The organism is Paraburkholderia sp. EG286A, from assembly GCF_040965375.1.
Lineage (GTDB): Bacteria > Pseudomonadota > Gammaproteobacteria > Burkholderiales > Burkholderiaceae > Paraburkholderia.
In genome coordinates, this window is record NZ_JBFRCB010000010.1 from 197283 (window position 1) to 218119 (window position 20837).

Below are 20837 nucleotides of genomic sequence, written 5' to 3' on the forward strand. Positions count from 1 at the left end.
GATTCCCTCAGCTTGCGTTCAATGCGCGAGCGAACGCGCGCCCAAGCGCACGCTCGGTCACGGTGCACGCGAGGCGTTGCCGATAGGCGGCACTGGCACTCGTGTCGCCAAGCGCATCGATCCGGCTCGCTCTGCCGGCGGCTACCTTTGCGAGACCGGCGCTGGGCTGCTGTCCCTGGAGGACGTCGTCGAGTTGCAGACGGCAAGGTTTGCTGCCCATGCCGCACAGGACCACATCGGCACGGCCGATAGCGCGACTGGCGTCGACGGACACCATGGCCGCGGCGCCGACGATTGCGAAGTCCCCATGCCTGCGCGCGAATTCCTCGAACGCATAGCCGTGCGGCTCGTTCCAGATGCGCAGGCGAATTTGCGTCACCATTTCGTCCGCTTCGATCGAAGTCGTCATGAAGCCGCACGCGAACTCATGAAACGGGATGCGCCGCTCTCCGCGGGGTCCCACGGCGACGATGGTCGCATTGAAGATTTCGGCGAGTGCGGGCTGCTCCGAGGCCGGGTCGAGGTTGCAAACGCTTCCGACAAACGTGCCCCGATTTCGCGTCTGAATATGACCGACCAATCGATACGCCTCGACCATCAGCGGCGCGTATTGGTGAATCAAGGGAGATTGCTCGATATCCCGCTGGCGAACCAGTGCGCCGATGCAGACCTCGGCGCCTTCCAACGCTATCCCGTCGAGTCCGGGTATCGCGTTCACGTCGATCAGATGGTCCACATACGCGTAACGCATGGCCAGCATCGGCATCAGCGTCTGCCCGCCAGCGACGATGCGTGCGTTGTCCAGCGTGGCAAGCAGCTCGACGGCACGCGCCACGCTTTCCGGGCGGTGCCAGGTAAAGGGTGCTGATTTCACTTCTCACCTTCCAAGAATGTGTATCGCGCAGGCACCGTGATCGAAGCCGTAGGTGCCTCCGCCGGTGATGTGCGCGAGCCCGATCCGCGGACCGCGCGGCTTGTCTTTCGCGACCTGGCGTGCGCCGCAGCGGCCCTGCAACTGGCGGGTTATTTCGACGATCTGCGCGATTCCCGATGCGCCGAGCGGATGGCCCCGGCAGAGCAGACCGCCGGACGGGTTGAACGGAATCCGCCCGTTCAGCGACGTTTGACCTTGCCTGATCAAACCCGCCCCTTCTCCATGGCGGGCAAAACCCAGTGCCTCGTAGTACAGCAATTCGGCGATGGTGAAGGCGTCGTGACACTCGACGAGATCGATGTCGGAAGGTCCGATGCCGCAGGATTCGTAGGTTTCGTTCGCACAACGCATCGTGACCTCGGGAGTCGTCATATCCCTGCCTCCCTGCAGGTAACGGCCCGACGTCAGATGCGACGCAAGAATCTTCACGGCGCCTTGCCGATTCGCAATGGGAAAGTCGGAGGCCGCAAGCACTACCGCCGATGCGCCATCGCCCAGCGGGCAGCACTGATGCAACGTCAGCGGCGAGGCCACCTGCCGGCTAGCGAGCACTTCATCCACCGAGATGGTGCTGCGGATCTGTGCATAGGCGTTGAGCGCGCCATTCGCCCTGGCCTTGACCGCGATCTGCGCGAGATCGCGAGGCGACAAATCGAATTCGTGCATGTAGCGCTGTGCGCGCATTGCATATAGCGCCGGCATCGTCAATCCGTTCGCCGCCTCGACATCCTCATCGCCCAGGTCAAGTGGGCCGCCGCCGAGACGGGTCAATTGCTCCGCTCCGACCACGACGGCACAATCCACCGCCCCCGCGGCAATTGCGAGCCAGGCATGCCGGAATGCGCTCGCCGACGACGAGCAGGCATTTTCGAAATTCGCCGCTTCGATGCCGGTCAGCCCCGTCTCCCGTGCGATACGTTGGGCAGCCAATGGACCACCGGATACCGTTCCGCAATAAATAGCGCCGATGCGCGGCCGATCGATTCCGGCTTCGTCAAGTGCCTCGATGACCGCTGGCGCGGCGAGCTGTGGAAGACTGACTTCCGGGAAGCGCCCAAAGCGAACCATGCCTGTGCCGACGACGCTCACGCTCCTCAAACCGTTCGTCGCGCTCATGAACCTGCCTGCCGGGAACCTTCGCCGGGTGCGGCAAAGAAATAGATGAACTGGCTTGCTCGTTTGTTTGCTGGTTTCACCCGCAATTCGAGTGGCTGCCCCGTCTGGACGGCGCCAACTTCCATTTCGATGCGCCCGAAGACCCTCAGGCCGTCACTAAAGTCCACATAGCCGACGATATAGGGCGTGTCGACGCCCCTGGGTCCCATATGCACCACGCTATGGCAGTAGAGGGTGCCGATCGCCGGCAACGGCAACGCAACGAAGTCACGACCGCCGCAGTGCGGGCACACGGTGAGTACCGGATAGATCGGCGCTTCACAAGCGGAGCACTTCGCTCCGAGTAAAGACCAGCCCTTCCCGCCTCTCACCACCGAGGCGGTGCCTAATCGTCTGAAACCGTTCACGCTGGCTCCCATTTCTGTTCGAGTTTCATGGTGTAGTGTGTATTACACTATAGTAGTCAACGGCAACGAGAAAGGTAGGGAAAACCCGGCACGGCCGCTGCGGCCGATGCCGAAAGACCGCCCGCAGTCTCGCTTGCTGGCGATTTTTGCCAACGGGGGGCAGAATGCCTTCCAGACCGATAGTTTTGGAGCTTGTGAGTGGAAATAGCGAAGACAGGAAGGAAGAAGCCCATCTCGCGGGGAGAGGCTTCCTCGACGGACGGCGTACAGGGATATCAGCAGCGCGTTAGCAGGGAAAAGCGTGCGCTGATCCTGGAGGTTGCAATCGCAACGTTCCTGGAAAGCGGATATGACGCGGCCACGATGGATTCCATTGGCGATCGCGCGACAGTGTCATACGCGACCCTGTACAAACATTTTCCCAGCAAGGAAACGCTGTTCGTCGAAGCGGTGGACCATTTGATCCATCAGCTATTCTCGAGCTGGAAAGATCATGTCGTGCCCAACGACGTCGAACCGGGTCTGCGCGAAATTGGACGCGCATTCTGCGAGCTCGTTTCGGATGCGCGTTTGATTTCCGCGATGCGCCTGATCATTGGGCAAGTGCGAAACTTTCCCGCCGTGGGCGCCCGCTTTCAACTTGCGAAGCATTTATTCAGCGATATTACGGACGCCTGGTTGCAAAGGCGCGTTGACGAAGGCGAGCTGCATGTTGCCGACGTGCAGCTTGCACGCGCGGAGTTCATTGGCATGCTGGGCGAGACCGTTTTTTATCCTCGCCTGATGCAAACAGATTACGCCCTGTCCGACGCTCAGGTAGAACGCATCGTCGAGAGCGCCGTTTGCACTTTCCTGGCGCGATATCGAGTGCAATGAATCGCATCGCAGCGATGCCGCTGCGTCCCTCGCGGTGCGGGGTCTACCAGACAACGATTGCAGCCGCGACTGCGACGAGACCGACATGAGCGATTCCAATGACATTCGCTTCCTGCTGACCATCCAGGAAGCCGGCAGCCTCGTTGCAGCAGCGAGAAAGCTTGGGCTTTCGCCACCAGCGGTCACGCAGCGGTTGCAGCAGATCGAAAGAAAACTCGATATCCGCCTCGTCGACCGCAGCGCTCGCCGCCTACGGTTCACGGAAGAGGGAATGCTGCTGTGTCAACGCGGCGCGCACCTGGTGACACAGTTCGACACGCTGTTCGAGGATTTGCGCGCCCGCCGCGGTGGGCTCGTCGGCACCGTGAGGGTTCGCGCGCCGTTAGGTTTCGGGCGGCGCTATCTCGCTTCCGTCGTGTCCGGCTTCCAGCAAGGCAACCCCGACGTCGACATCGAATTGACGCTCACCGATCAACCATTGACCGAGTCCGCCGACCGCTTTGACATCGTGGTTCACATCGGCGAGCTGCCTGCGTCCAACATGATCGGCTATGCGATTGCGCCGAATGCACGCTTCGTGTGTGCATCCCCCGCGTTTCTGAAGCGCTTTCCGAGCCCGGAAACCCCCGACGATCTGGCCCAACTGCCATGTATCGTGCTGCGAGAGAACAACGAAGACGCGTCGCTCTGGCAGTTCCGCAAGGGCCGTACGGCGCGCAGCATCCGCGTGTCGTCGAAGTTGAGCTGCAACGATGGCGAGGTGATACGCCAATGGGCGTGCGAGGGCCGCGGCATCATTCTGCGCTCGGAATGGGACGTTGCCGGCGATATCGCGAAGGGAAACCTCGTGCGGCTGCTCCCTGCATGGAAGGCGCACGACGCCGATGTGATCGCACTCACCAACAATCGCGCCGGCTTGCCCGCCCGCACCCGGCAATTCATGCAATATCTGCAGGCGCAGTTTCGGCCACAGCCGCCGTGGCGAAGCTAGCCTTCACCTCGGAAGACATTCAATCTTTCTGAATGATTGATTTCGTGAGACTGAATTCCCGGCGCCTCATCGAACTCTATACTTGATGCCATGAACGAACCACGTGGAGGCCTCGCTCATGAGCAATCCATCTTCAACGACCGGCTATCCGAAGGCGGTCCTCTTCGATCTCCTGACTGCACTGCTCGACTCGTGGACGCTCTGGAACCGTTCCGCAGGCTCGGAACAGGCGGGGCGTGCGTGGCGCGCCGAATATTTGCGTCTAACCTACGGGTGCGGGCGCTATGTCGCTTACGAACAGCTGGTAAAGGAGGCCGCGGCGCACGTGGGCTTGCCCGAATCCGCCGCACTCGCGCTTGAGGCGGACTGGCTTCAACTGACCCCGTGGAGCGGTGCTGTCGAGGCATTGCAACAGCTTCGATCGCATTGCAAGATCGCCATCGTAACCAACTGCTCGATACGACTTGGCCGCCAGGCGGCAGAAATCATTCCCGTCAAATGGGATGCGGTGATCACCGCCGAAGAAGCCGGCACCTACAAACCCGATCCGACGCCCTATCGCCTGGCGCTCGACGTGCTCGGCGTGACGGCTTCGGAAGCCGTCTTCGTCGCCGGATCGAGCTACGACATGTTCGGCACCGCCGCGGTCGGCTTGCGGACCTATTGGCACAACCGGGTTGCCCTGCCCCTGGTAGAAGGTGCGCCGCCTCCTGAAATCGAGGCGCCGACACTGGAAGCCCTTGCGCCCTGGTGCAGCCGGTTTGACGTTTCGGCGCACAACAACCTGACCGCCTGAAATCATGAAACTCGATGAACTCGATACCCCCGCGGCCGTGGTCGATATCCCGCGGATGGACAGGAATATTGCGCGCATGCAGTCGCGCATGAACGCGCTCGGCGTGAGGTTCCGCCCGCACGTGAAAACGACCAAATGTCTGGAGGTCGTGCGGGCGCAACTGGCGGCCGGCGCGAACGGCATCACGGTATCGACGCTGAAGGAAGCGGAAGCGTTCTTTGCGGCTGGCGTGACCGATATTCTCTATGCGGTCAGTATCGCGCCGTCGAAGCTGCCAAGAGCAATGGCGCTCAGACAACGGGGCTGCGATCTGAAGCTGGTGGTGGATAACACGCGCGCCGCGGTAGAGGTCGCGAAGTTTTGCGCCGCGCAGCAGGAAGCCTTCGAAGTCTGGATCGAGGTCGATACAGATGGGCATCGCTCAGGAATCGCACCGGAACAGGATGCGTTGCTGGAGGTCGGCCGCATTCTGCACGACAGCGGCGTGAAGCTCGGCGGCGTGATGACGCACGCGGGATCCAGCTACGAACTTCACACGCCCGACGCGCTGTCTGCGCTCGCCGAGCAGGAACGCTCGGGCTGTGTTCGCGCGGCGCAACGGTTGCGTGACGCGGGCCTCCCTTGTGACGCGGTGAGCGTCGGTTCGACACCTACCGCGTTGTCCGCCGGGAAACTCGATGGCGTATCCGAAGTGCGCGCGGGGGTTTACGTCTTTTTTGATCTCGTGATGCGCAACATCGGCGTATGCTCGAGCGAAGACATCGCGTTGAGCGTGCTCACGACGGTCATCGGCCATCAGCCGGAGAAAAACTGGGTGATCGTGGACGCAGGCTGGATGGCGATGAGCCGCGACCGCGGGACGTCGCGGCAGGCGGAAGATTTCGGCTATGGTCTGCCCTGCAGTCTCGATGGCACGCCCTTGACCGACTGGGTTTTGAGCGGCGCAAACCAGGAGCACGGCATTCTGTCGCCCGCTCATGAGACTCAGCAAACCACGAGCCTTGCGACGCGCTTTCCGATCGGAACGAAGCTGCGTATCCTGCCCAATCACGCCTGCGCGACGGGTACGCAGTTCCCGGAGTATCACGCGCTATCCGCAGATGGCGAAACAACCGTATGGAGCCGCTTTCATGGCTGGTAACGAATCGGGCACGCGATTGCCGCGCACGGAAAATCCGCTGAACCTGCGTCCCCCGGGGGGCCACTATAGTCACGTGGCGATCGCAAACGGACTGGTATTCGTCTCCGGTCAGTTGCCGATCGACCCGCAGGGCCAAAAGCTGACCGACGCGTCGTTCGAGGTGCAGGCAGAGCAGGTGCTGGCGAATCTCAAGGTCGCGCTGGAAGGCGCAGGCAGCAGCATCGCGCAACTGGTCCAGGTTCGCGTCTATCTCGACGATATCGAACATTGGCCGAGTTTCAACCAGATCTACGCGGGCTGGGCGGGCGAGGCGCGGCCGGCACGTACAATCGTGCCGACGGGGCCGCTCCACTTCGGCTTCAAGATCGAGATCGAAGCGACGGCAGTGCTGTAAGCCTGCTTGAGTTCGTGGGCGTGAATGGCGAGGACCGGCCGGGATGTGGCGAGCGGCAACCCGACGGGGCTCGTGAACGATACCGTCTGAGCGCGCGGAGAGTCACGCCGTACCCGATGCAAGCTTGAATTCCGAAACGACATCGTCGAGCAGCGCGGCCTGCTCCTTGAGCGACTGGGCTGCGGCTGCAGCCTGCTCGACAAGCGCTGCGTTTTGCTGAGTGGTCGTGTCCATTTGCACGACCGCGCCATTCACCTGCTCGATGTCGTGGCTCTGTTCCTGCGTAGCCCGATGCAACTCCGCCATCAAGCCGCTTACCGCCGTGACTGACGACACGACCTCGGTCATGATCGTGCCTGCCTTTTGCGCGAGCAGCGAACCTTCGTCGATCTTTCCGACCGTCGCGTCAATCAGCTGCTTGATCTCCTTTGCCGCCTGGGCACTTCGCTGAGCGAGACTTCGAACCTCGCTCGCGACGACCGCGAAACCGCGCCCGAGTTCTCCAGCGCGTGCCGCCTCGACGGCGGCATTCAGCGCCAGAATGTTGGTCTGGAAGGCGATGCTTTCAATCAGGCCCACGATTTCGGCAACCTTGCTGGAATGCACCGATATGCCTTGCATCGTGCGGACGACTTCGTGAACCACCTCGCCGCCGGCAGATGCGGTTTGTGAAGCTACCAATGCCTGTCGACTCACGCTATTGGCGGTCTCCGCGTTTTTCTTGACGGCCCGCGTCAACTGCGCCATGTTCGCGGCCGCAAGCTCGAGCGAAGCGGCCTGTTGCTCGGTTCGCCGGGAAAGATCTGCGCTGCCGGAGGCGATCTCCTGTGCGCCGACGTTGATGGTTTCCGTTCCGCCGCGAACGCTCCGGACAGTTCGCACCAGCGCGTCCTGCATTGTCCTGACGTCCGCCATGAGCATTCCCATCTCGTTCCGGGATTCTGCGAGCACATCCCCCTGAAGATTGCCTGAGGCAATGCGCGCGAGATGCCCCTTGATTTCAGCGACAGGGCGCACAACGATGCCGACGAGGATCCGCCTCGCGCCTATCCCCACCGCAAGTGCGACGATCGCCGTTGCGGCAAGCATGGCGACCATCGAATGAAAGCGCGACTGCGCCTGCGCAAAACGTTCCCGTTGCAAGTCGACGACCGCGTTCTCGCGCGCCTTCATCGCGCTCTGATAAGACGCCACCGCATCCTGCGTCGCCTTCCCCTGGAGCTCCTTGAAGCGGCCGAAGTCCATCTGGCTGAGCGCGTCGGCCGCCGGCAGGATTGCCTTGTCGAGGACCGACCGGCGGCGCCCTGCCAGCTGCCTCGCCGCCTCGGAGTCCGCGCCCGATTGCAGTGAAAGATACTTCGAGAATTCCAGTTCGGAATCCTTTAGATCCTGTCGCGCGCCCGAAAGCAGCTCTGGTTCCGGGTCGCCCAGACCATACAACGAAAGGTAGCTGTCGAGCGAAACGCGTGCACGCTGAAGCAAGGCGTCACTGGTCTTCAGCGCGACCAGCGAACCGGTATCGACTTCGTACATGGCTCGCAGCGCGTCGTTGTTCAACTTCAGCGCCAGAATGCCCGCAGAACTCGTCAAGGCAAGGATGACGACAAACACCGAAATTACGCAGGTCAGCCCGCGTTTGATACTGAGCCCCTTGAGCATGTTTCCCCCCGATTCATGATTTGTCAAATAGACCTCTCAAGCGGGCCGTGATGACTTTCTATTAATAGAAAAAGATTCCAGCCGGAATAAGCCGCTACTCCGTCGAGTAACGCGCGGTCCTCGTCAGAGACGCGAGACGTTCGACTGTGAAGCTCACCCGACGGCTGAGCGTTTGTCCCGCAGCAAGAACCGAAAGTCCGCGCACGCCATCGCCTTCGCGGATGTAGCGGTGTTCCGACTGATCATTCATCACCTGGAACGAAAACGAATCGTCTTCCGGATAGGCGCGAAGGCGATAGCAGTCCGTGTTTCCCACGATCGCGAGAGAAAACTGTCGCGCCGGCCATTCGACCAGTGCCCTCCCTCCCCAGCCAGTGAATGCGTGGTCAACCGCCTTCGCCGGCAAAGGGTATGTCACCCCGAATTGCCACGCGAACGGAGCCGGAACGAGCCTGGGAGCTTTTCCGTTCTCTCGCGCAATCCAGATCCCGCCCGCCGGTGCGCTGATGCGGGTATCCGAATCCCGCACCAGGACCGGACTGACCTCGATTTCGCACGGTAGCGGCGTGTGTCCCGAATTTTCGAGTTCAATGGCGATTTCCAGTGTCGGCCCGTCAAGCTCGTATGTCTGGACCGCCTTATAGCGATCTGCGACTTCGGCTTTCAGGCGGAGACATTTTTCCCCAGTGGGGTCGAGTTTCCAGTCACCCATGAGTGCAACATCTGGAGCAACATCGGCCACTGGAGCTCGCCGACTTGCGCCGATTGGCTGCGACCCCGACGACGGCGCCGCTGCCTCGATGTCCTGCGCCGCGTTCTGAACCCAGATCGACGGTTGACACGATAGTCGACGGGGAGCCGCTCCATGCCCTCGCCGCTCCGCCTGTCGAAAGACGGGCGTCCACACCCCGCGGTCGTTCCACTCCAGTTGCGCAATCCCGCCGTGGCGCCCTGCCTCTATGTCGAGCCTCAGATAGGCGTTCGAAAGTGTCTGCCGATACGCCTTCCCGGCTGCGCCCTGCTCTGGCTCGCCAGGTCGCACCGCCTCCCCGAAGGCTGGCTTTCGTACATCCGTTTCCCGCAGCTCGAGCATGTTTTCCCCTCTCGTTCAGACCGAATACCAACCTGCAACGATCAGGTCGTCGTGACGAGATCACCGCTGCCACGCTTGTCCCGCCCCCGCTGCCCACCGTGTGACGGCCCGGCCGAGGTCGGCGCGAGATCCGCGCCGCCCGTGCGGCGTCGGCCCGCGTGCCGCTCGATGATCCGCTGCAGCAAACAGAACACACAGAGCAATGCGCCGATGACGATGCGCGTCCACCACGAACTCAACGTGCCGTCGAAGGTGATCAGCGTCTGGATGGTGCCGAGGATGCCGACGCCGAACAGCGAGCCAATTACATAGCCGACCCCGCCGGTCAACAACGTTCCGCCGATCACCGTTGCGGCGATCGCATCGAGTTCCATCCCCTGTGCCTGCAGTCCGTACCCGGAAAGCACATACAGCGTAAAGATCACCCCGCCCAGCGCCGAGCAGAAGCCGCTCAGCGCATACACGGCGATCTTCGTTCTTGCGACTGGCAAGCCCATAAGGAGCGCAGAGCGCTCATTGCCGCCAATCGCATAGACGTTGCGCCCGAAGCGCGTAAAGTGCGCGATGAAAATGGCGACCACGAGCGTCGCAATGCCAACCAGCGCTCCGGCATTGAGGGAGCCGCCGCCGACCGGAATATTCAGAGACGCGACAGCATGGAACGTCGGCTCGTCGATCGTGATGGATTCCGTCGTGATCAGGAAGCATGCGCCGCGGGCCAGGAACATGCCCGCGAGCGTGATGATGAATGGCTGCAGGCGGAAGAAGTGAATCAACGCTCCCATCGCCGCACCGTAAAGCGCGCCGAAAACCAGCACGATCGGCACGACGACCCAGATGGGCCAGTGCAGCCACTGCGCGCCCACAGCGCACAGTATCGTGGTCAGGGCAACCACAGCGCCGACCGACAGGTCGATGCCTCCCGACAGGATCACGAACGTCATGCCAATCGCCACGACAAGCAGAAACGCGTTGTCAACGAACAGGCCCGTCAATACCTGCATCGAAAAGAAACCCGTGTACATGACGGAACCAAAACCGAACAGCGCAGCGAACAGCACGATCGTTGCGACGATGGGCAAGGTTCTCGGATCAGCCAGCCGGCCAGTCAGCTTTCTCATGATGGACTCGTTCCGGTGGATGCGCGTTCGCGCGCCGGGGAAAGAAGATGTTTCACCTGCTTGACGACCAGCGCGCGCGCAACTTCCGACTGGATGACACTCACCACGACCACGACAATCGCCTTGACAACGAGCGTTGCTTCCGGCGGCACACCGATCGAATAGGTCGTGTAGGTCAACGTCTGGATGATCAATGCGCCGAGCACCGTGCCGCCAAGACTGAAGCGGCCGCCGAGCAACGACGTGCCGCCGAGCGTCACGGCCAGAATCGCGTCGAGTTCGAGCAACAGTCCCGCATTGTTTCCATCAGCACTCCGTACGTTCGAGCTTGCGATGATCCCGGCGAGCGCCGCCATCAGCCCGCAGATGACGTACACGCCGAAGACGATCGCACCGGAACGCAGCCCCACCAGCCGCGTTGCGACAGGGTTGACGCCAATGGAGCGAACGAAGAGTCCCAGAGCAGTGCGGTTCACCAGAAGCGCGAGCGCGAGTGTCACGACGACCGCGATCCAGACCGAGCAGGGAACCATCGCCAGATATCCATCACCCAGCCTGAGGTAGCCCGGTGCACCGATGGGAATAATCTGGCCACCTGTCAGCAGCTGTGCAACGCCCCGCCCTGCGACCATCAAAATGAGTGTGGCGATGATCGGTTGCATACCGACGAGCGCGACAAGCAGACCGTTCCACATCCCGGCCAACAGTCCGACGGCAATCGCCGCCACAAGCGCCATGCCTACGTGCGACGGATCCGCCTCGAGGATGATCGCGGCGGCCGCGCCGGCAATGGCCACCGTTGCTCCGACCGAGATGTCGATGCCGCGCGTCGCGATAACGAGCGTCATTCCGAGGGAGACCAGCACAAGCGGCGCAGCACGATTCAGGATATCAATCGGCGCGCCGAAAAGGTGACCGTCCAGGACTGTCACCGAGAGGAAGCTTGCGCGATGCGCAACGTCCAGGAGGATCAGCAAGATGAGCGTGATGGCAGGCCACACCAGTTGGTGCCGCATCAGCGCGTGAACCGGCTTCATGACTCGCCTCCTGCGATGAGTTGATACACCTGATCCTCCGAGAGGCGATCGCCCGCAATCTCGGCGACCTTGCGACGGTCGCGCAGGACCGCAATCCTGTGACTGACGCGAACCACTTCGCTCATTTCAGAAGAGATAAAGAGAATTGCGAGGCCCTTCGCGCAAAGCGAACGCACGCGGTCCATGATCTCGAACTTTGCGGCAACGTCGATGCCGCGGGTTGGCTCATCCATAATCAGCAGTTTTGGCTCGGTCGCGAGCCAGCGGGCGAGCAGCACCTTTTGCTGGTTTCCCCCCGAAAGCAAACCGATGGGCTGCTCTGCGTCGCGTGCCTTGATCCCGAGTTGCGCGATGTATTGATCGGCCATTTTTCTTTGGCGGGTGTAACTCAGCATGCGCCACCATCCACGTCGTGCCTGCAACGCCAGAACGATGTTTTCCCGGATCGACAACGCCGCGACGATGCCTTCTTTTTTTCGATCCTCCGGGCAATAGGCAATGCCATGTCGCACCGCGTCTCGCGGCGAAGTGAGCTTGGCGCGATGTCCGTCGATCAGCATCGTCCCGGTGTCCGGGCGTTCGGCGCCGAACACCAGCCGCGCTGTTTCGGTGCGGCCAGAACCGAGCAGTCCGGCCAGGCCGACGATCTGACCAGGGCACACGTCGAGATCGACGGGACTCATCAACCCGCGCCGACCCACACCCTGCATGGAAAGAAAAGGCGTGGACGCTGCATCCGGGTGCGGACCGTCCGATGTGCCTGCCTTCATCGCCTCGTTCATGCCTTCCCGGCCAGTCATCTTCGCGACCAGCACGTCGACGGGCAAGTCCTTTGCCAGGTACTCGCCTTCTCGTGCGCCATTGCGCATGACGGTGATGCGATCCGATACGGCATAGGTCTGCTCGAGAAAGTGCGTCACGAACAGAATCGCCATTCCCGATTCCTTCAAGCGGCGCAGCACGGCGAAAAGCCGCGCGACTTCGCCGTCATCGAGACTTGAAGTCGGTTCGTCGAGAATGAGCACGCTCGCGTCGACGGAGACGGCGCGCGCGATGGCCACCATTTGCTGGACCGCAATCGGGTAGGCGTCCAGCGAGTGCGTGACATCGATGAAGAGATCCAGCGCGGCCAGCGCGTCCCGCGCCTGCAGGTTGATCGCCTTCCAGTCGATCGCTCCGCGCTTCTTCGGGTGCCGGCCGGCGAAGATGTTCTCCGCCACGGAAAGGTTCGGGCAGAGGTTCACTTCCTGATACAGCGTCTGGATCCCGGCGGCTTCGGCGTCGAGCGGCGCCGTGAAGCGCACCGGCTTCCCGGCGAGGCAGATTTCGCCGCTATCGTGTGCGAATACGCCGGTGAGCACGTTGATGAGCGTCGATTTGCCCGCGCCGTTCTGGCCCATCAACGTGTGAATCTCACCGGGATACAGCCGAAAATCGACTTGCTGCAACGCCTTGACGCCCGGGAACGTCTTGTCGATGCCGGTCATTTCGAGGATGGGTAAAGGGTTCATGGTGTTCGCGAGATCCGCGGACGGCCTCGCCAAGGGTGTCGGGGACGAGCCGGCGCGCTCGGGAGCGACCCTCCCGAACGCGCCCGTCAGCGGCGGGATATGACGTGCGGATCAGTACTTGCGGCTCGGCATGACTTGCGCTGCGACATTCATCGGGAAGATGCCTTCGTCGGTCACGATGCGCCGCGGAACCTGCTTGCCGGCCACGACGTCCTTCACCGCGGCCATCAGCTGAGGACCGAGCAGCGGGCTGCATTCGACGTCCACGTTGATCTTCCCGTCCACCATGGCCTGGAAGCCGCCCTTCGTCGCATCGAAGGAAACCACCGTGACATCCTTGCCCGGTTTGATGCCTGCCTCTTCCATGGCCTGGATCGCGCCGAGCGCCATATCGTCGTTATGGGCATAGACCACGTTGATCTTCTTGCCGTACGTCTTCGCAAACGCTTCCATCACCTGCTTGCCGCCCGCGAGCGTGAAGTCACCGCTTTGCGAGGCAATGACCTTGAACTTCGGATCGCTCTTGATCACTTCCATCAGGCCCGCATGACGGTCGTTGGCCGGCGCGGAACCGACCGTCCCCTGCAGTTCTGCGATGTTGATGGGACCCGGCTCGTTCTTGTAACGCTCCTCGAGCCAGTGACCGGCGCGCCGCCCTTCTTCCATGAAGTCGGAGCCGATCATCGTCACGTACAGCGAGGGATCCTTTACGTCGATCGCGCGATCGGTGAGGACGACCGGGATCTTTGCCCGCTTCGCCTCTTCGAGCACCGGCTCCCAGCCCGACTCGACGACAGGCGAAAACGCGATAACGTCAACCTTCTGCGCGATGAACGAGCGGATCGCCCTGATCTGGTTTTCCTGCTTCTGCTGAGCGTCCGAGAACTTCAGGTTGATGCCGGCATCCTTGGCTGCCGCTTTCACCGACACGGTGTTCGCCGTGCGCCATGCACTCTCGGCGCCCACCTGGGAGAACCCAAGCGTAACCGGCTTGCCCTGCGCGAATGCGCTTGTCCCGGCAGCAAGCGCGAACGCCGCTCCCACCATCGTACGCAGTGCGATCTTTCTGACCAGCTTCATTATTCTGTCTCCGATGTACGAGTTTCTAATTGCTATTTTTCGCCACAGCCTGATGCTGTTCGAATCACCGATCGAATGGATGCATTAGGCAAAACGCAAGTATTCCGCTCCCCCTTTGTGTCGTTAGATTTGAATTTCCTGGCAATTGGGTAAGGCAAGAACGCCGTCGACCCGGCCCCTGACCTCGGGACAGCGCTCGATCACTGGGTTCGGCACAGTCTATGGAGAAGCCCGATAACCTTCTAATGAAAAATTCGCCTTCCCCGATACACGTTTTGGCATTGGTGTAAATACCTATCCTTTCCACGCCGGGTAGTGGTCCACGCTGACCACGTGGCCGCTCGAATGCCTTTCCATCTCGGCAATGGCGAGCTGCGTGATGTGATAGAAGCCCGCCATATTCACGTTCATCACTGCGGCGTAGTCTTCCGCAGTGTGTTTGGTGAAAGGCTTGCCGATGTAGATGCCGGCGTTGTTGACCAGCGTGTCGATCCGGCCAAATCGCGCGACGCCCTCGGAAACAACGCGGCGGGCGGTTGCCGGATCGCCAATGTCACCGGCAACCGCAAGAACGTCCGCATCGTCCGATGGCTTGGTCGAGCGTGCGGTCGCGACGATGCGATAGTCAAGACTGCGAAATGCCTTGACGGCTTCAAACAGGCGAGGCGCGCTCAAGCCTTCTTTGCCTGCGCCAGCCACTGGTCGAGACTGATGCGGCCGATCCGTGCGTCGCCAAGCGGGACAAGCGATTGTTCCTCGACGCGGCCGCCGTAGTAGAGCGCATCGCGATCCGTCACCACCGGGCGGGCATCGCCCACCGATTTCAGATAACGTGAGACGATCTCCGCGAACGGCACGCGGTCGGGGCCGGCGATGTCGACCGTGCCGTTCAGCGGCGCGGCGAGCGCGACCTGCGCGAGGCTTGCCGCGACGTCATCGGCGGCGATCGGCTGAAACAGTCCGTCGCCAACGCGCACCGTCCCGCCTTCGGTGCCGTAGTCGGCGATTGCGCCGATGAATTCCATGAACTGGGTCGCGCGCACAATCGTGTATGGCACTCCGGCCGCCTCAATCGCTTCTTCCTGCGCAACCTTGGCGACGAAATACGCATTCTCCGGCGTGCGCTCGCAGCCGACAATGGACAGTGCGACGTGATGGCGTACCCCAGCGGCCACTTCCGCTTTGCCGAGATTGCGCGCCGAGTTGCGGAAGAAGTCGAGCACTGCCTGGGGCTCCCACGATGGCGCGTTCGCCACATCCACGACGACGTCCGCGCCCGCTAGCGCATTGCTCAAGCCCTCCCCCGTCACGGCGTTCACGCCGTGACGCGGCGACGCGGCGAGCGCCTCATGTCCCGCATCGCCAAGCAGTTTCACGAGACGCGACCCGATCAGGCCGGAACCACCGATTACGACGATCTTCATGACAGATTCTCCAGATGAGAGGCAGTGAACGCGCGAAAGCGCCTGGCGGGTGTCGCATCGGCGTCGACCGAACGATTGGGCCGCCGTCGCATCGCGTGAAGCTATTGTGGGAAGATCATGAACTATCGAAAAGTGCCAAGAATTGCCGTTTCGACCAGGCCAAGTCGTTTCCGCAGCCCTTGTCAGCAAGACAGCATGCCGTCGCCCGCCACCTTCACCATCGATATCGATCGCCAGCAGCACGCGCCGATCTACCTGCAGATTTGCGAGCGCTTCAGAACGGCGATCGCTGCCGGGCACCTGCGTCCCGGCGATCGCGTGCCCGCCCTGCGCAGCCTCGCCACCCAGCTGAACACGGCGCGCGGCACGGTTGAGCTGGCCTACACGATCCTGGTCGACGAGGGCTACCTGCAGATGCGCGGGGCGGCAGGCACCTTCGTCTCGCCGTCGCTGCCGGCGTCGGTCACGCGCCCAGCGCGTGCACAGATAGCGAGGGATTCGAACGGCAGGCCAAACACGCAGGGAAAGGCCACGGCGGAAGCACCGGTCGACTCGCGCGGCGCACATGTGGCGCCGCGCCCGCTTGCCATCGCCGCCGCCATGAGCGGCGAGCCGCGACCGTTGCAGCCCGGGTTGCCGGCACTCGACGCGTTTCCCGTCAAGGTTTGGAATCGTCTCGTGTCGCATCGCGCGCGCAGCGGCGAGCGCGCGATGTTCGCCTACCCCGATCCGGCGGGCTACCGGCCCCTGCGCGAACACATCGCCACCTATCTTGGCTTGTCGCGCGGGGTGACCTGCCTGCCGGAGCAGGTGTTCGTGACCGGCGGCTATCGCGCGACGCTCGAACTCGTGTTGCGCAGCCTCGCCCGCCCGAACGATCGCGTATGGTTCGAAGATCCGGGCTATCTGCTCGCGCGCGGTTTTCTGGCCGAGACCGGCGTCCAGCTCGTAGCGGTGCCGGCGGATGATGAAGGCATCGATGTCGAGCGCGGCAAACGGCTGGATGCCGAGGCGCGTTTCGCGCTGGTCACGCCATCGCATCAGAGTCCGCTCGGGCGCACGCTGTCGCTCGCGAGACGCATGGCGCTGCTGGACTGGGCAGAGCAGGCATCGAGCTGGATCATCGAAGACGATTACGACAGCGAGTTCCGTTATCTCGGCCGTCCTTTGCCGGCGCTGAAGAGCCTCGACCGGCACGATCATGTGATCTATTGCGGCACGTTCAGCAAGGTGATGTTTCCCGGTTTGCGGCTGGCGTATGCAGTGGTGCCGGAGCGGGCCGTCGAGCGCGTCGCTCGGGTCGCGTACAGCATGAACGCCGGATCGCCGACGTTATTGCAAGCGGCGTTGGCGGATTTCATCGAGCGGGGGCATTTTGCGCGGCATCTGAAGCGCATGCGAACCCTGTACGCGCAGCGGCGCGTGCTGATCGTACGCGCACTGGAGCAGGCCTTCGGCGAACGGCTGGCTGTCGAATTGCCGCCCGGGGGGATCCAGTTCGCGGTGCGGTTCGGCGAAGGCCGCGAGGGTCCGGTCGACGACGTCGCCGTTGCCGCGCGAGCCCGCGAAGCGGGGCTCGCCGTGCTGCCGCTTTCGATCTGGTACGCGAATGGCCGCACGCAGCACACGCCGCGCGGCCTTGTGATGGGGTTCGCGAACATTGCCGACGCAGGTGAGGCCGCCCGGCTCGCGCGAACGCTGCGTGGGTGTCTCGAGGAGTGACGCCGACGCCGGTCTCCCTGCATCGGAGGATCGGCCTCGTTTTTGCACTTCCCCTGGAGAACCCGGACATCGACAGATTCGATCCCCGCGAACAAGAAAATAATATAGGGATACTTATCATCGAGGCCGGAATGATCTGCCGCGTGACAAAGCGGAAAGTTGCGCGCGCGACCATCCCTGACCCCATCGAACTGGTGTCGCGATCTCCCAGAACGCATACAGCCATGGTTTCCCAAACCAACCGGGTTCGACACAAAATTTTGCGCTGCACACAAAAACTGAGCAAAAAGTACAGAACCGCTGCCCCGTTTTGGCGTGGCTGGCTCGCCAGGCCGGTGCTAACTTACGCTCGCTATCTACCGGCACGCAAACTCCACCGGCCGATAACAACCACTCGAACTAAAACCTTTCAGGAGACGGCAGTGAAAAGGTTCCACTATTCCGCACTGTGTGCGTTGCTGGGCGCGACCCTGCCTGTCGTGTCAGTCGCGCAGTCGTGCAATGTTCCGGTCATCAAGGTGCTCGCGCAGAAAAGTCTCGGCCTCACCGTGATGGAAAAGTCCTTGCCGGACTACGAGAAAAAGACCGGAACGAAGATCGAGATCAGCTACTTCGGAGAGAACGACCGCCGCGCAAAGTCGCGGCTCGACGCATCGACCGGGTCTGAACGGCTCCAGTGCCAACGCGCAGGTACCCTGTCGCATCAACACCGGCAATCGTGTTTCCAGCTCGCCCCGAGCATGCGCCCGCGATGACCGGATAGCCATCCCCGATGCCGGCGGCCATGCAATAATCTACCGCTGACGCCGCCCAGTCCGCCCTGCCCGCATCGCTTCGCATGCCGCCGCCGCAGGCGGCGCGCTCGAGCCACTGCAGCGTCCCGCACCATTGGCCAGATGGAACATGCCCGGCGAGAACGGCTGCCGGCACTGGAGGGAACCCATGTTCGACAGGCAACTGCGTATCGAGGGCGGGCCCGACTGGCATCACTTCCACATCTATACCGACAGCATGCCTGTCGCGATTCTGCTCGTTGCCGCCTTGCTGCTTGCGATCTTGCTGGCGAGTGCGATTTGCTACTACGTGACGCGCACAGTCATGCTGATGATCGTCGGCCGCCTTGCGCGCCAGCCGCACCGCAAGTGGCTGCGCGCCGCCGAGTCCCACAAGGTGTTCCATCGGCTCGCGCCACTCGTGCCCGCCATGATCCTCTATGCGGCCGCTCCCCTGCTTTCCGGCCTCACGTTCCCGCTGATCGCGGCGCTCGGGCATCCCCTGGCGTTGCTCGCGGCCTGCTATATGGTGTACACGCTCCTGCGCGCCGCGCTGGCATTCCTCAACAGCGTCGCTGAGCGCTACAGTCACTTCCCGACTGCGAGCGAGCGGCCGATCAAAAGCTTTTTGCAGATCGCGACGATCGCACTCTACGTGATCGCGCTGATCGCGGGAATCTCGGTTTTGCTGGAACGCTCGCCGGCCTACTTCCTCACCGGCCTGAGCGCCATGACGGCGCTCCTGATCATCATCTTCCGCGATTCGCTGCTCGGCTTCGTGGCGAGCATCCAGCTCACCGTCTACGACATGGTGCGGGTGGGCGACTGGATCGAAGTGCCCGGCTTCGTCGCCGACGGCACCGTGATCGACATCGCGCTGAATACGATCAAGGTGCGGAACTTCGACAATTCGATCATCATGCTGCCAAGCTACGTATTGCTAACCAATAGCATGAGGAACTGGCGTGGCATGACTGAATCGGGCGGCAGGCGCGTCAGGCATGCAATCCATTTCGATGCCGATACGGTTCGCCTTCCCGACGAGTCCCTGCTTGCCCGGTTGAGCAACGATATCGACCGGCCGCTTGCGTCGTATGTACCGGGGGAAGCACAACGCCGCACGAATCTCGGCCTGTACCGTCTCTGTCTGAGTGCGTATTATCGTGACCACCCGGCAGTGCGCCGCGACATGCCGCTTGTCATCCGCCAGGTCCAGTCGAGCCAGCCCGTGATTGCACTGGAGATCATTCTCTACGTTGGCGAGACGCGCTGGGAGCCGTATGAAAGCCTGCAGTCGGATATGCTCGATCATGCTTACGCACTCGTGCCGCTATTCGGACTGCGTTGCTGGCAGGACCGAAGAGCGTTGTAGTGCCGGGAGCGTTGATCGGTCTGGCCACACCCAATTCGCCACACCGTCACCTGGCTGATTGACAGCAACCCACCGGTTCGCACACTCAGAATTTGTGCCGCAAACCCACATGCACGAGCATCTGGCTAGCCGTACTCGACTGCCCCGCACTGCCGAGTATCAACGCCCCGCTCATTCCGCCCATGTCATCGGCCACGCCGCTCACGTGCTGCCACACGCCCTGGACATACACGTCCGTGCGCTTGGATAGCAGGTAGTCGCCCATCAAGCCAATTTCGTTCCAGTTCGGGCGGACGGTACCGCTGCTCGCCGCGTAGTCGCCATGTGTAAAGGTGTACATCGCCATAACGGAGAACTGCGGAGCAAGCTGGTATGTCCCGTTGATTTCGTAGTTGCTGAACCTCAAGCTGGTGCCGTTCAGTGTTGCGCGGACGAGGTTGTTCCTTACGGGTTGGCCGATGTCCGTATACGTATAAACGAAGGCGACTGCCGCAGGGCCGAAGGCGTACTTGATTCCCGCGCCAGCAATCTTCTGGGAATCTGCGACGAACGGCGCGGTGTCGGGCGTGACGGCACCGTTCGTGCTGGTGCCGAGGCCGTTGACGTTCGAGAACGCCCCGGCGATAACCAGCGGACCGTGCGTGTACTGAACCCCCATGCTGTATTCGCGGTCCTGCGCGAAACCCGTTGCGTTGCTGAACGCGTATGTCGCCCCGAAACTTAGACCCAGATAGTTCGCACTGGTGTACTTGATCGCGTTGTTGATGCGAAACGAGCCGTCCGTATTGTCGTTATCAAACGGATGCGAGAAGGCGTAACCGCCCCACGACGAGTTTGCGGTCATTGGCGCCACATAGTCATTGATCATGTCGAGTTGCCGACCCAGGGTCAGCGTCCCGAGCGTGCTCGAAGCCAATCCGAAATACGCTTGCCGGCCGAACTCACGTCCGCCCTGCGAGAGCGTGCCGTTATTGATGTTGAAGCCGTTTTCGAGCCGGAATATCGTCGTCAGGCCACCTCCCAGGTCTTCGATTCCCTTTAGACCCCAACGACTTCCCTGCGCGCTTCCGCTGACCATTTGCCAGCCGGCATGGCCACCCGCATTGCTCGTGTAGCTCGGGCCGTCGTCGACGATCCCGTAGAGCGTGACGCTGGACTGTGCTCGCGCAATGCTGGTCATTGCAAGGATTGCGGTTGCGATTGCGGCTACCCGGATATTGTCTTTCATGACGTCGTCTCCCGATAAGACTGGTAAGCGAATCGGCTTGCGTCGCTTCACCAGATTTAATTTTGTCAGTCGCACTACTAACTAATGGAAAAGGCGGGCTTGATCTGAACACCGCCACCTCGTCAACAGCTTTGACTATTCTTTGCCTGGAGCGTGAGGATT

18 protein-coding genes and 2 pseudogenes are annotated in these 20837 nt (G+C 61.9%); 8 read left to right on the top strand and 12 right to left on the bottom strand.

Going from position 1 to position 20837, the window contains the following annotated elements:
* Positions 1–7: 7 nt before the first annotated feature.
* The 3 genes from AB4Y35_RS35800 to AB4Y35_RS35810 are packed head-to-tail and all read right to left on the bottom strand — an operon-like array spanning position 8 to position 2457.
* Positions 8–874: a xanthine dehydrogenase family protein subunit M gene (locus tag AB4Y35_RS35800; RefSeq protein WP_368708127.1), complete on the bottom strand. Its 867-nt coding sequence runs from the start codon at positions 872–874 to the stop codon at positions 8–10.
* A gap of 3 nt (positions 875–877) precedes the next feature.
* Entirely contained in the window at positions 878–2050 is a 1173-nt protein-coding gene (locus tag AB4Y35_RS35805; protein ID WP_368708128.1) for a thiolase family protein, read from the bottom strand.
* Positions 2047–2457: a Zn-ribbon domain-containing OB-fold protein gene (locus AB4Y35_RS35810; RefSeq protein WP_368692236.1), complete on the bottom strand. Its 411-nt coding sequence runs from the start codon at positions 2455–2457 to the stop codon at positions 2047–2049. The genes AB4Y35_RS35805 and AB4Y35_RS35810 overlap by 4 nt, the downstream gene beginning before the upstream one ends.
* 198 nt (positions 2458–2655) lie before the next feature.
* Here AB4Y35_RS35810 and AB4Y35_RS35815 point away from each other — a divergent pair, with 198 nt between their 5' ends.
* From AB4Y35_RS35815 to AB4Y35_RS35835, 5 genes are all read left to right on the top strand, one after another.
* Positions 2656–3333: a TetR/AcrR family transcriptional regulator gene (locus AB4Y35_RS35815; protein WP_368708129.1), complete on the top strand. Its 678-nt coding sequence runs from the start codon at positions 2656–2658 to the stop codon at positions 3331–3333.
* A gap of 85 nt (positions 3334–3418) precedes the next feature.
* Positions 3419–4324 carry a LysR family transcriptional regulator gene (locus AB4Y35_RS35820; RefSeq protein WP_368708130.1) on the top strand — a complete coding sequence of 302 codons (906 nt, stop codon included), beginning with the start codon at positions 3419–3421 and terminating at the stop codon, positions 4322–4324.
* Positions 4325–4442: 118 nt separating this feature from the next.
* A complete protein-coding gene (locus AB4Y35_RS35825) occupies positions 4443–5120 on the top strand; it encodes an HAD-IA family hydrolase (protein ID WP_368708131.1) in 678 nt (225 codons plus the stop codon).
* 4 nt (positions 5121–5124) lie between these two features.
* Positions 5125–6261 carry a DSD1 family PLP-dependent enzyme gene (locus AB4Y35_RS35830; protein WP_368708132.1) on the top strand — a complete coding sequence of 379 codons (1137 nt, stop codon included), beginning with the start codon at positions 5125–5127 and terminating at the stop codon, positions 6259–6261.
* Positions 6251–6655 (top strand): RidA family protein, encoded by a 405-nt coding sequence (locus AB4Y35_RS35835; protein ID WP_368692241.1) that lies wholly within the window; start codon positions 6251–6253, stop codon positions 6653–6655. The genes AB4Y35_RS35830 and AB4Y35_RS35835 overlap by 11 nt, the downstream gene beginning before the upstream one ends.
* 102 nt (positions 6656–6757) lie before the next feature.
* Here AB4Y35_RS35835 and AB4Y35_RS35840 read toward each other — a convergent pair whose 3' ends face one another.
* The 8 genes and pseudogenes from AB4Y35_RS35840 to AB4Y35_RS35875 all read right to left on the bottom strand — a co-directional run bounded on the left by AB4Y35_RS35840 (position 6758) and on the right by AB4Y35_RS35875 (position 15580).
* Positions 6758–8314, bottom strand: a complete 1557-nt coding sequence (locus AB4Y35_RS35840; protein ID WP_368708133.1) for a methyl-accepting chemotaxis protein — start codon at positions 8312–8314, stop codon at positions 6758–6760.
* A gap of 94 nt (positions 8315–8408) precedes the next feature.
* On the bottom strand, positions 8409–9407 hold the full coding sequence (locus AB4Y35_RS35845) for a hypothetical protein (protein WP_368708134.1): 999 nt from the start codon (positions 9405–9407) through the stop codon (positions 8409–8411).
* A gap of 41 nt (positions 9408–9448) precedes the next feature.
* A complete protein-coding gene (gene yjfF / locus AB4Y35_RS35850) occupies positions 9449–10528 on the bottom strand; it encodes a galactofuranose ABC transporter, permease protein YjfF (RefSeq protein ID WP_368708135.1) in 1080 nt (359 codons plus the stop codon).
* The gene (locus AB4Y35_RS35855; protein WP_368708136.1) at positions 10525–11565 is read right to left on the bottom strand and encodes an ABC transporter permease; all 1041 of its coding nucleotides are present in this window, start codon (positions 11563–11565) and stop codon (positions 10525–10527) included. Before AB4Y35_RS35855 ends, yjfF begins: the two co-directional genes overlap by 4 nt.
* Positions 11562–13076 carry a sugar ABC transporter ATP-binding protein gene (locus AB4Y35_RS35860; protein ID WP_368708209.1) on the bottom strand — a complete coding sequence of 505 codons (1515 nt, stop codon included), beginning with the start codon at positions 13074–13076 and terminating at the stop codon, positions 11562–11564. Before AB4Y35_RS35860 ends, AB4Y35_RS35855 begins: the two co-directional genes overlap by 4 nt.
* A gap of 111 nt (positions 13077–13187) precedes the next feature.
* On the bottom strand, positions 13188–14156 hold the full coding sequence (locus tag AB4Y35_RS35865; RefSeq protein ID WP_368708137.1) for an ABC transporter substrate-binding protein: 969 nt from the start codon (positions 14154–14156) through the stop codon (positions 13188–13190).
* Positions 14157–14477: 321 nt separating this feature from the next.
* Positions 14478–14855: pseudogene (locus tag AB4Y35_RS35870) on the bottom strand (SDR family NAD(P)-dependent oxidoreductase); the annotation flags it as partial.
* Entirely contained in the window at positions 14828–15580 is a 753-nt protein-coding gene (locus AB4Y35_RS35875; RefSeq protein ID WP_368708138.1) for an SDR family oxidoreductase, read from the bottom strand. The gene AB4Y35_RS35875 and the pseudogene AB4Y35_RS35870, both read right to left, overlap by 28 nt.
* Positions 15581–15775: 195 nt before the next feature.
* Here AB4Y35_RS35875 and AB4Y35_RS35880 point away from each other — a divergent pair, with 195 nt between their 5' ends.
* The 3 genes and pseudogenes from AB4Y35_RS35880 (at position 15776) to AB4Y35_RS35890 (ending at position 19447) form a co-directional block, all read left to right on the top strand.
* Entirely contained in the window at positions 15776–17302 is a 1527-nt protein-coding gene (locus AB4Y35_RS35880; RefSeq protein WP_368708139.1) for a PLP-dependent aminotransferase family protein, read from the top strand.
* Positions 17303–17724: 422 nt separating this feature from the next.
* Positions 17725–17967 (top strand): annotated as a pseudogene (locus AB4Y35_RS35885) (sugar ABC transporter substrate-binding protein); the annotation flags it as partial.
* Positions 17968–18244: 277 nt separating this feature from the next.
* Complete coding sequence (locus AB4Y35_RS35890; protein ID WP_368708140.1) at positions 18245–19447, top strand: mechanosensitive ion channel family protein; 1203 nt, start codon at positions 18245–18247, stop codon at positions 19445–19447.
* 85 nt (positions 19448–19532) lie between these two features.
* Here the strand turns inward: AB4Y35_RS35890 and AB4Y35_RS35895 are convergent, their stop codons facing one another.
* Positions 19533–20675: a porin gene (locus tag AB4Y35_RS35895; RefSeq protein ID WP_368708141.1), complete on the bottom strand. Its 1143-nt coding sequence runs from the start codon at positions 20673–20675 to the stop codon at positions 19533–19535.
* Positions 20676–20837: the final 162 nt, after the last annotated feature.

Bases quoted from the DNA above. Each gene is read 5' to 3' on its own strand.
- AB4Y35_RS35890 (WP_368708140.1), top strand. From the start codon at position 18,245: ATGTTCGACAGGCAACTGCGTATCGAGGGCGGGCCCGACTGGCATCAC.
- yjfF (WP_368708135.1), bottom strand. From the start codon at position 10,528: ATGAGAAAGCTGACTGGCCGGCTGGCTGATCCGAGAACCTTGCCCATC.
- AB4Y35_RS35855 (WP_368708136.1), bottom strand. From the start codon at position 11,565: ATGAAGCCGGTTCACGCGCTGATGCGGCACCAACTGGTGTGGCCTGCC.
- AB4Y35_RS35840 (WP_368708133.1), bottom strand. From the start codon at position 8,314: ATGCTCAAGGGGCTCAGTATCAAACGCGGGCTGACCTGCGTAATTTCG.
- AB4Y35_RS35865 (WP_368708137.1), bottom strand. From the start codon at position 14,156: ATGAAGCTGGTCAGAAAGATCGCACTGCGTACGATGGTGGGAGCGGCG.
- AB4Y35_RS35835 (WP_368692241.1), top strand. From the start codon at position 6,251: ATGGCTGGTAACGAATCGGGCACGCGATTGCCGCGCACGGAAAATCCG.
- AB4Y35_RS35830 (WP_368708132.1), top strand. From the start codon at position 5,125: ATGAAACTCGATGAACTCGATACCCCCGCGGCCGTGGTCGATATCCCG.
- AB4Y35_RS35860 (WP_368708209.1), bottom strand. From the start codon at position 13,076: ATGAACCCTTTACCCATCCTCGAAATGACCGGCATCGACAAGACGTTC.
- AB4Y35_RS35845 (WP_368708134.1), bottom strand. From the start codon at position 9,407: ATGCTCGAGCTGCGGGAAACGGATGTACGAAAGCCAGCCTTCGGGGAG.
- AB4Y35_RS35805 (WP_368708128.1), bottom strand. From the start codon at position 2,050: ATGAGCGCGACGAACGGTTTGAGGAGCGTGAGCGTCGTCGGCACAGGC.
- AB4Y35_RS35880 (WP_368708139.1), top strand. From the start codon at position 15,776: ATGCCGTCGCCCGCCACCTTCACCATCGATATCGATCGCCAGCAGCAC.
- AB4Y35_RS35895 (WP_368708141.1), bottom strand. From the start codon at position 20,675: ATGAAAGACAATATCCGGGTAGCCGCAATCGCAACCGCAATCCTTGCA.
- AB4Y35_RS35825 (WP_368708131.1), top strand. From the start codon at position 4,443: ATGAGCAATCCATCTTCAACGACCGGCTATCCGAAGGCGGTCCTCTTC.
- AB4Y35_RS35875 (WP_368708138.1), bottom strand. From the start codon at position 15,580: ATGAAGATCGTCGTAATCGGTGGTTCCGGCCTGATCGGGTCGCGTCTC.
- AB4Y35_RS35820 (WP_368708130.1), top strand. From the start codon at position 3,419: ATGAGCGATTCCAATGACATTCGCTTCCTGCTGACCATCCAGGAAGCC.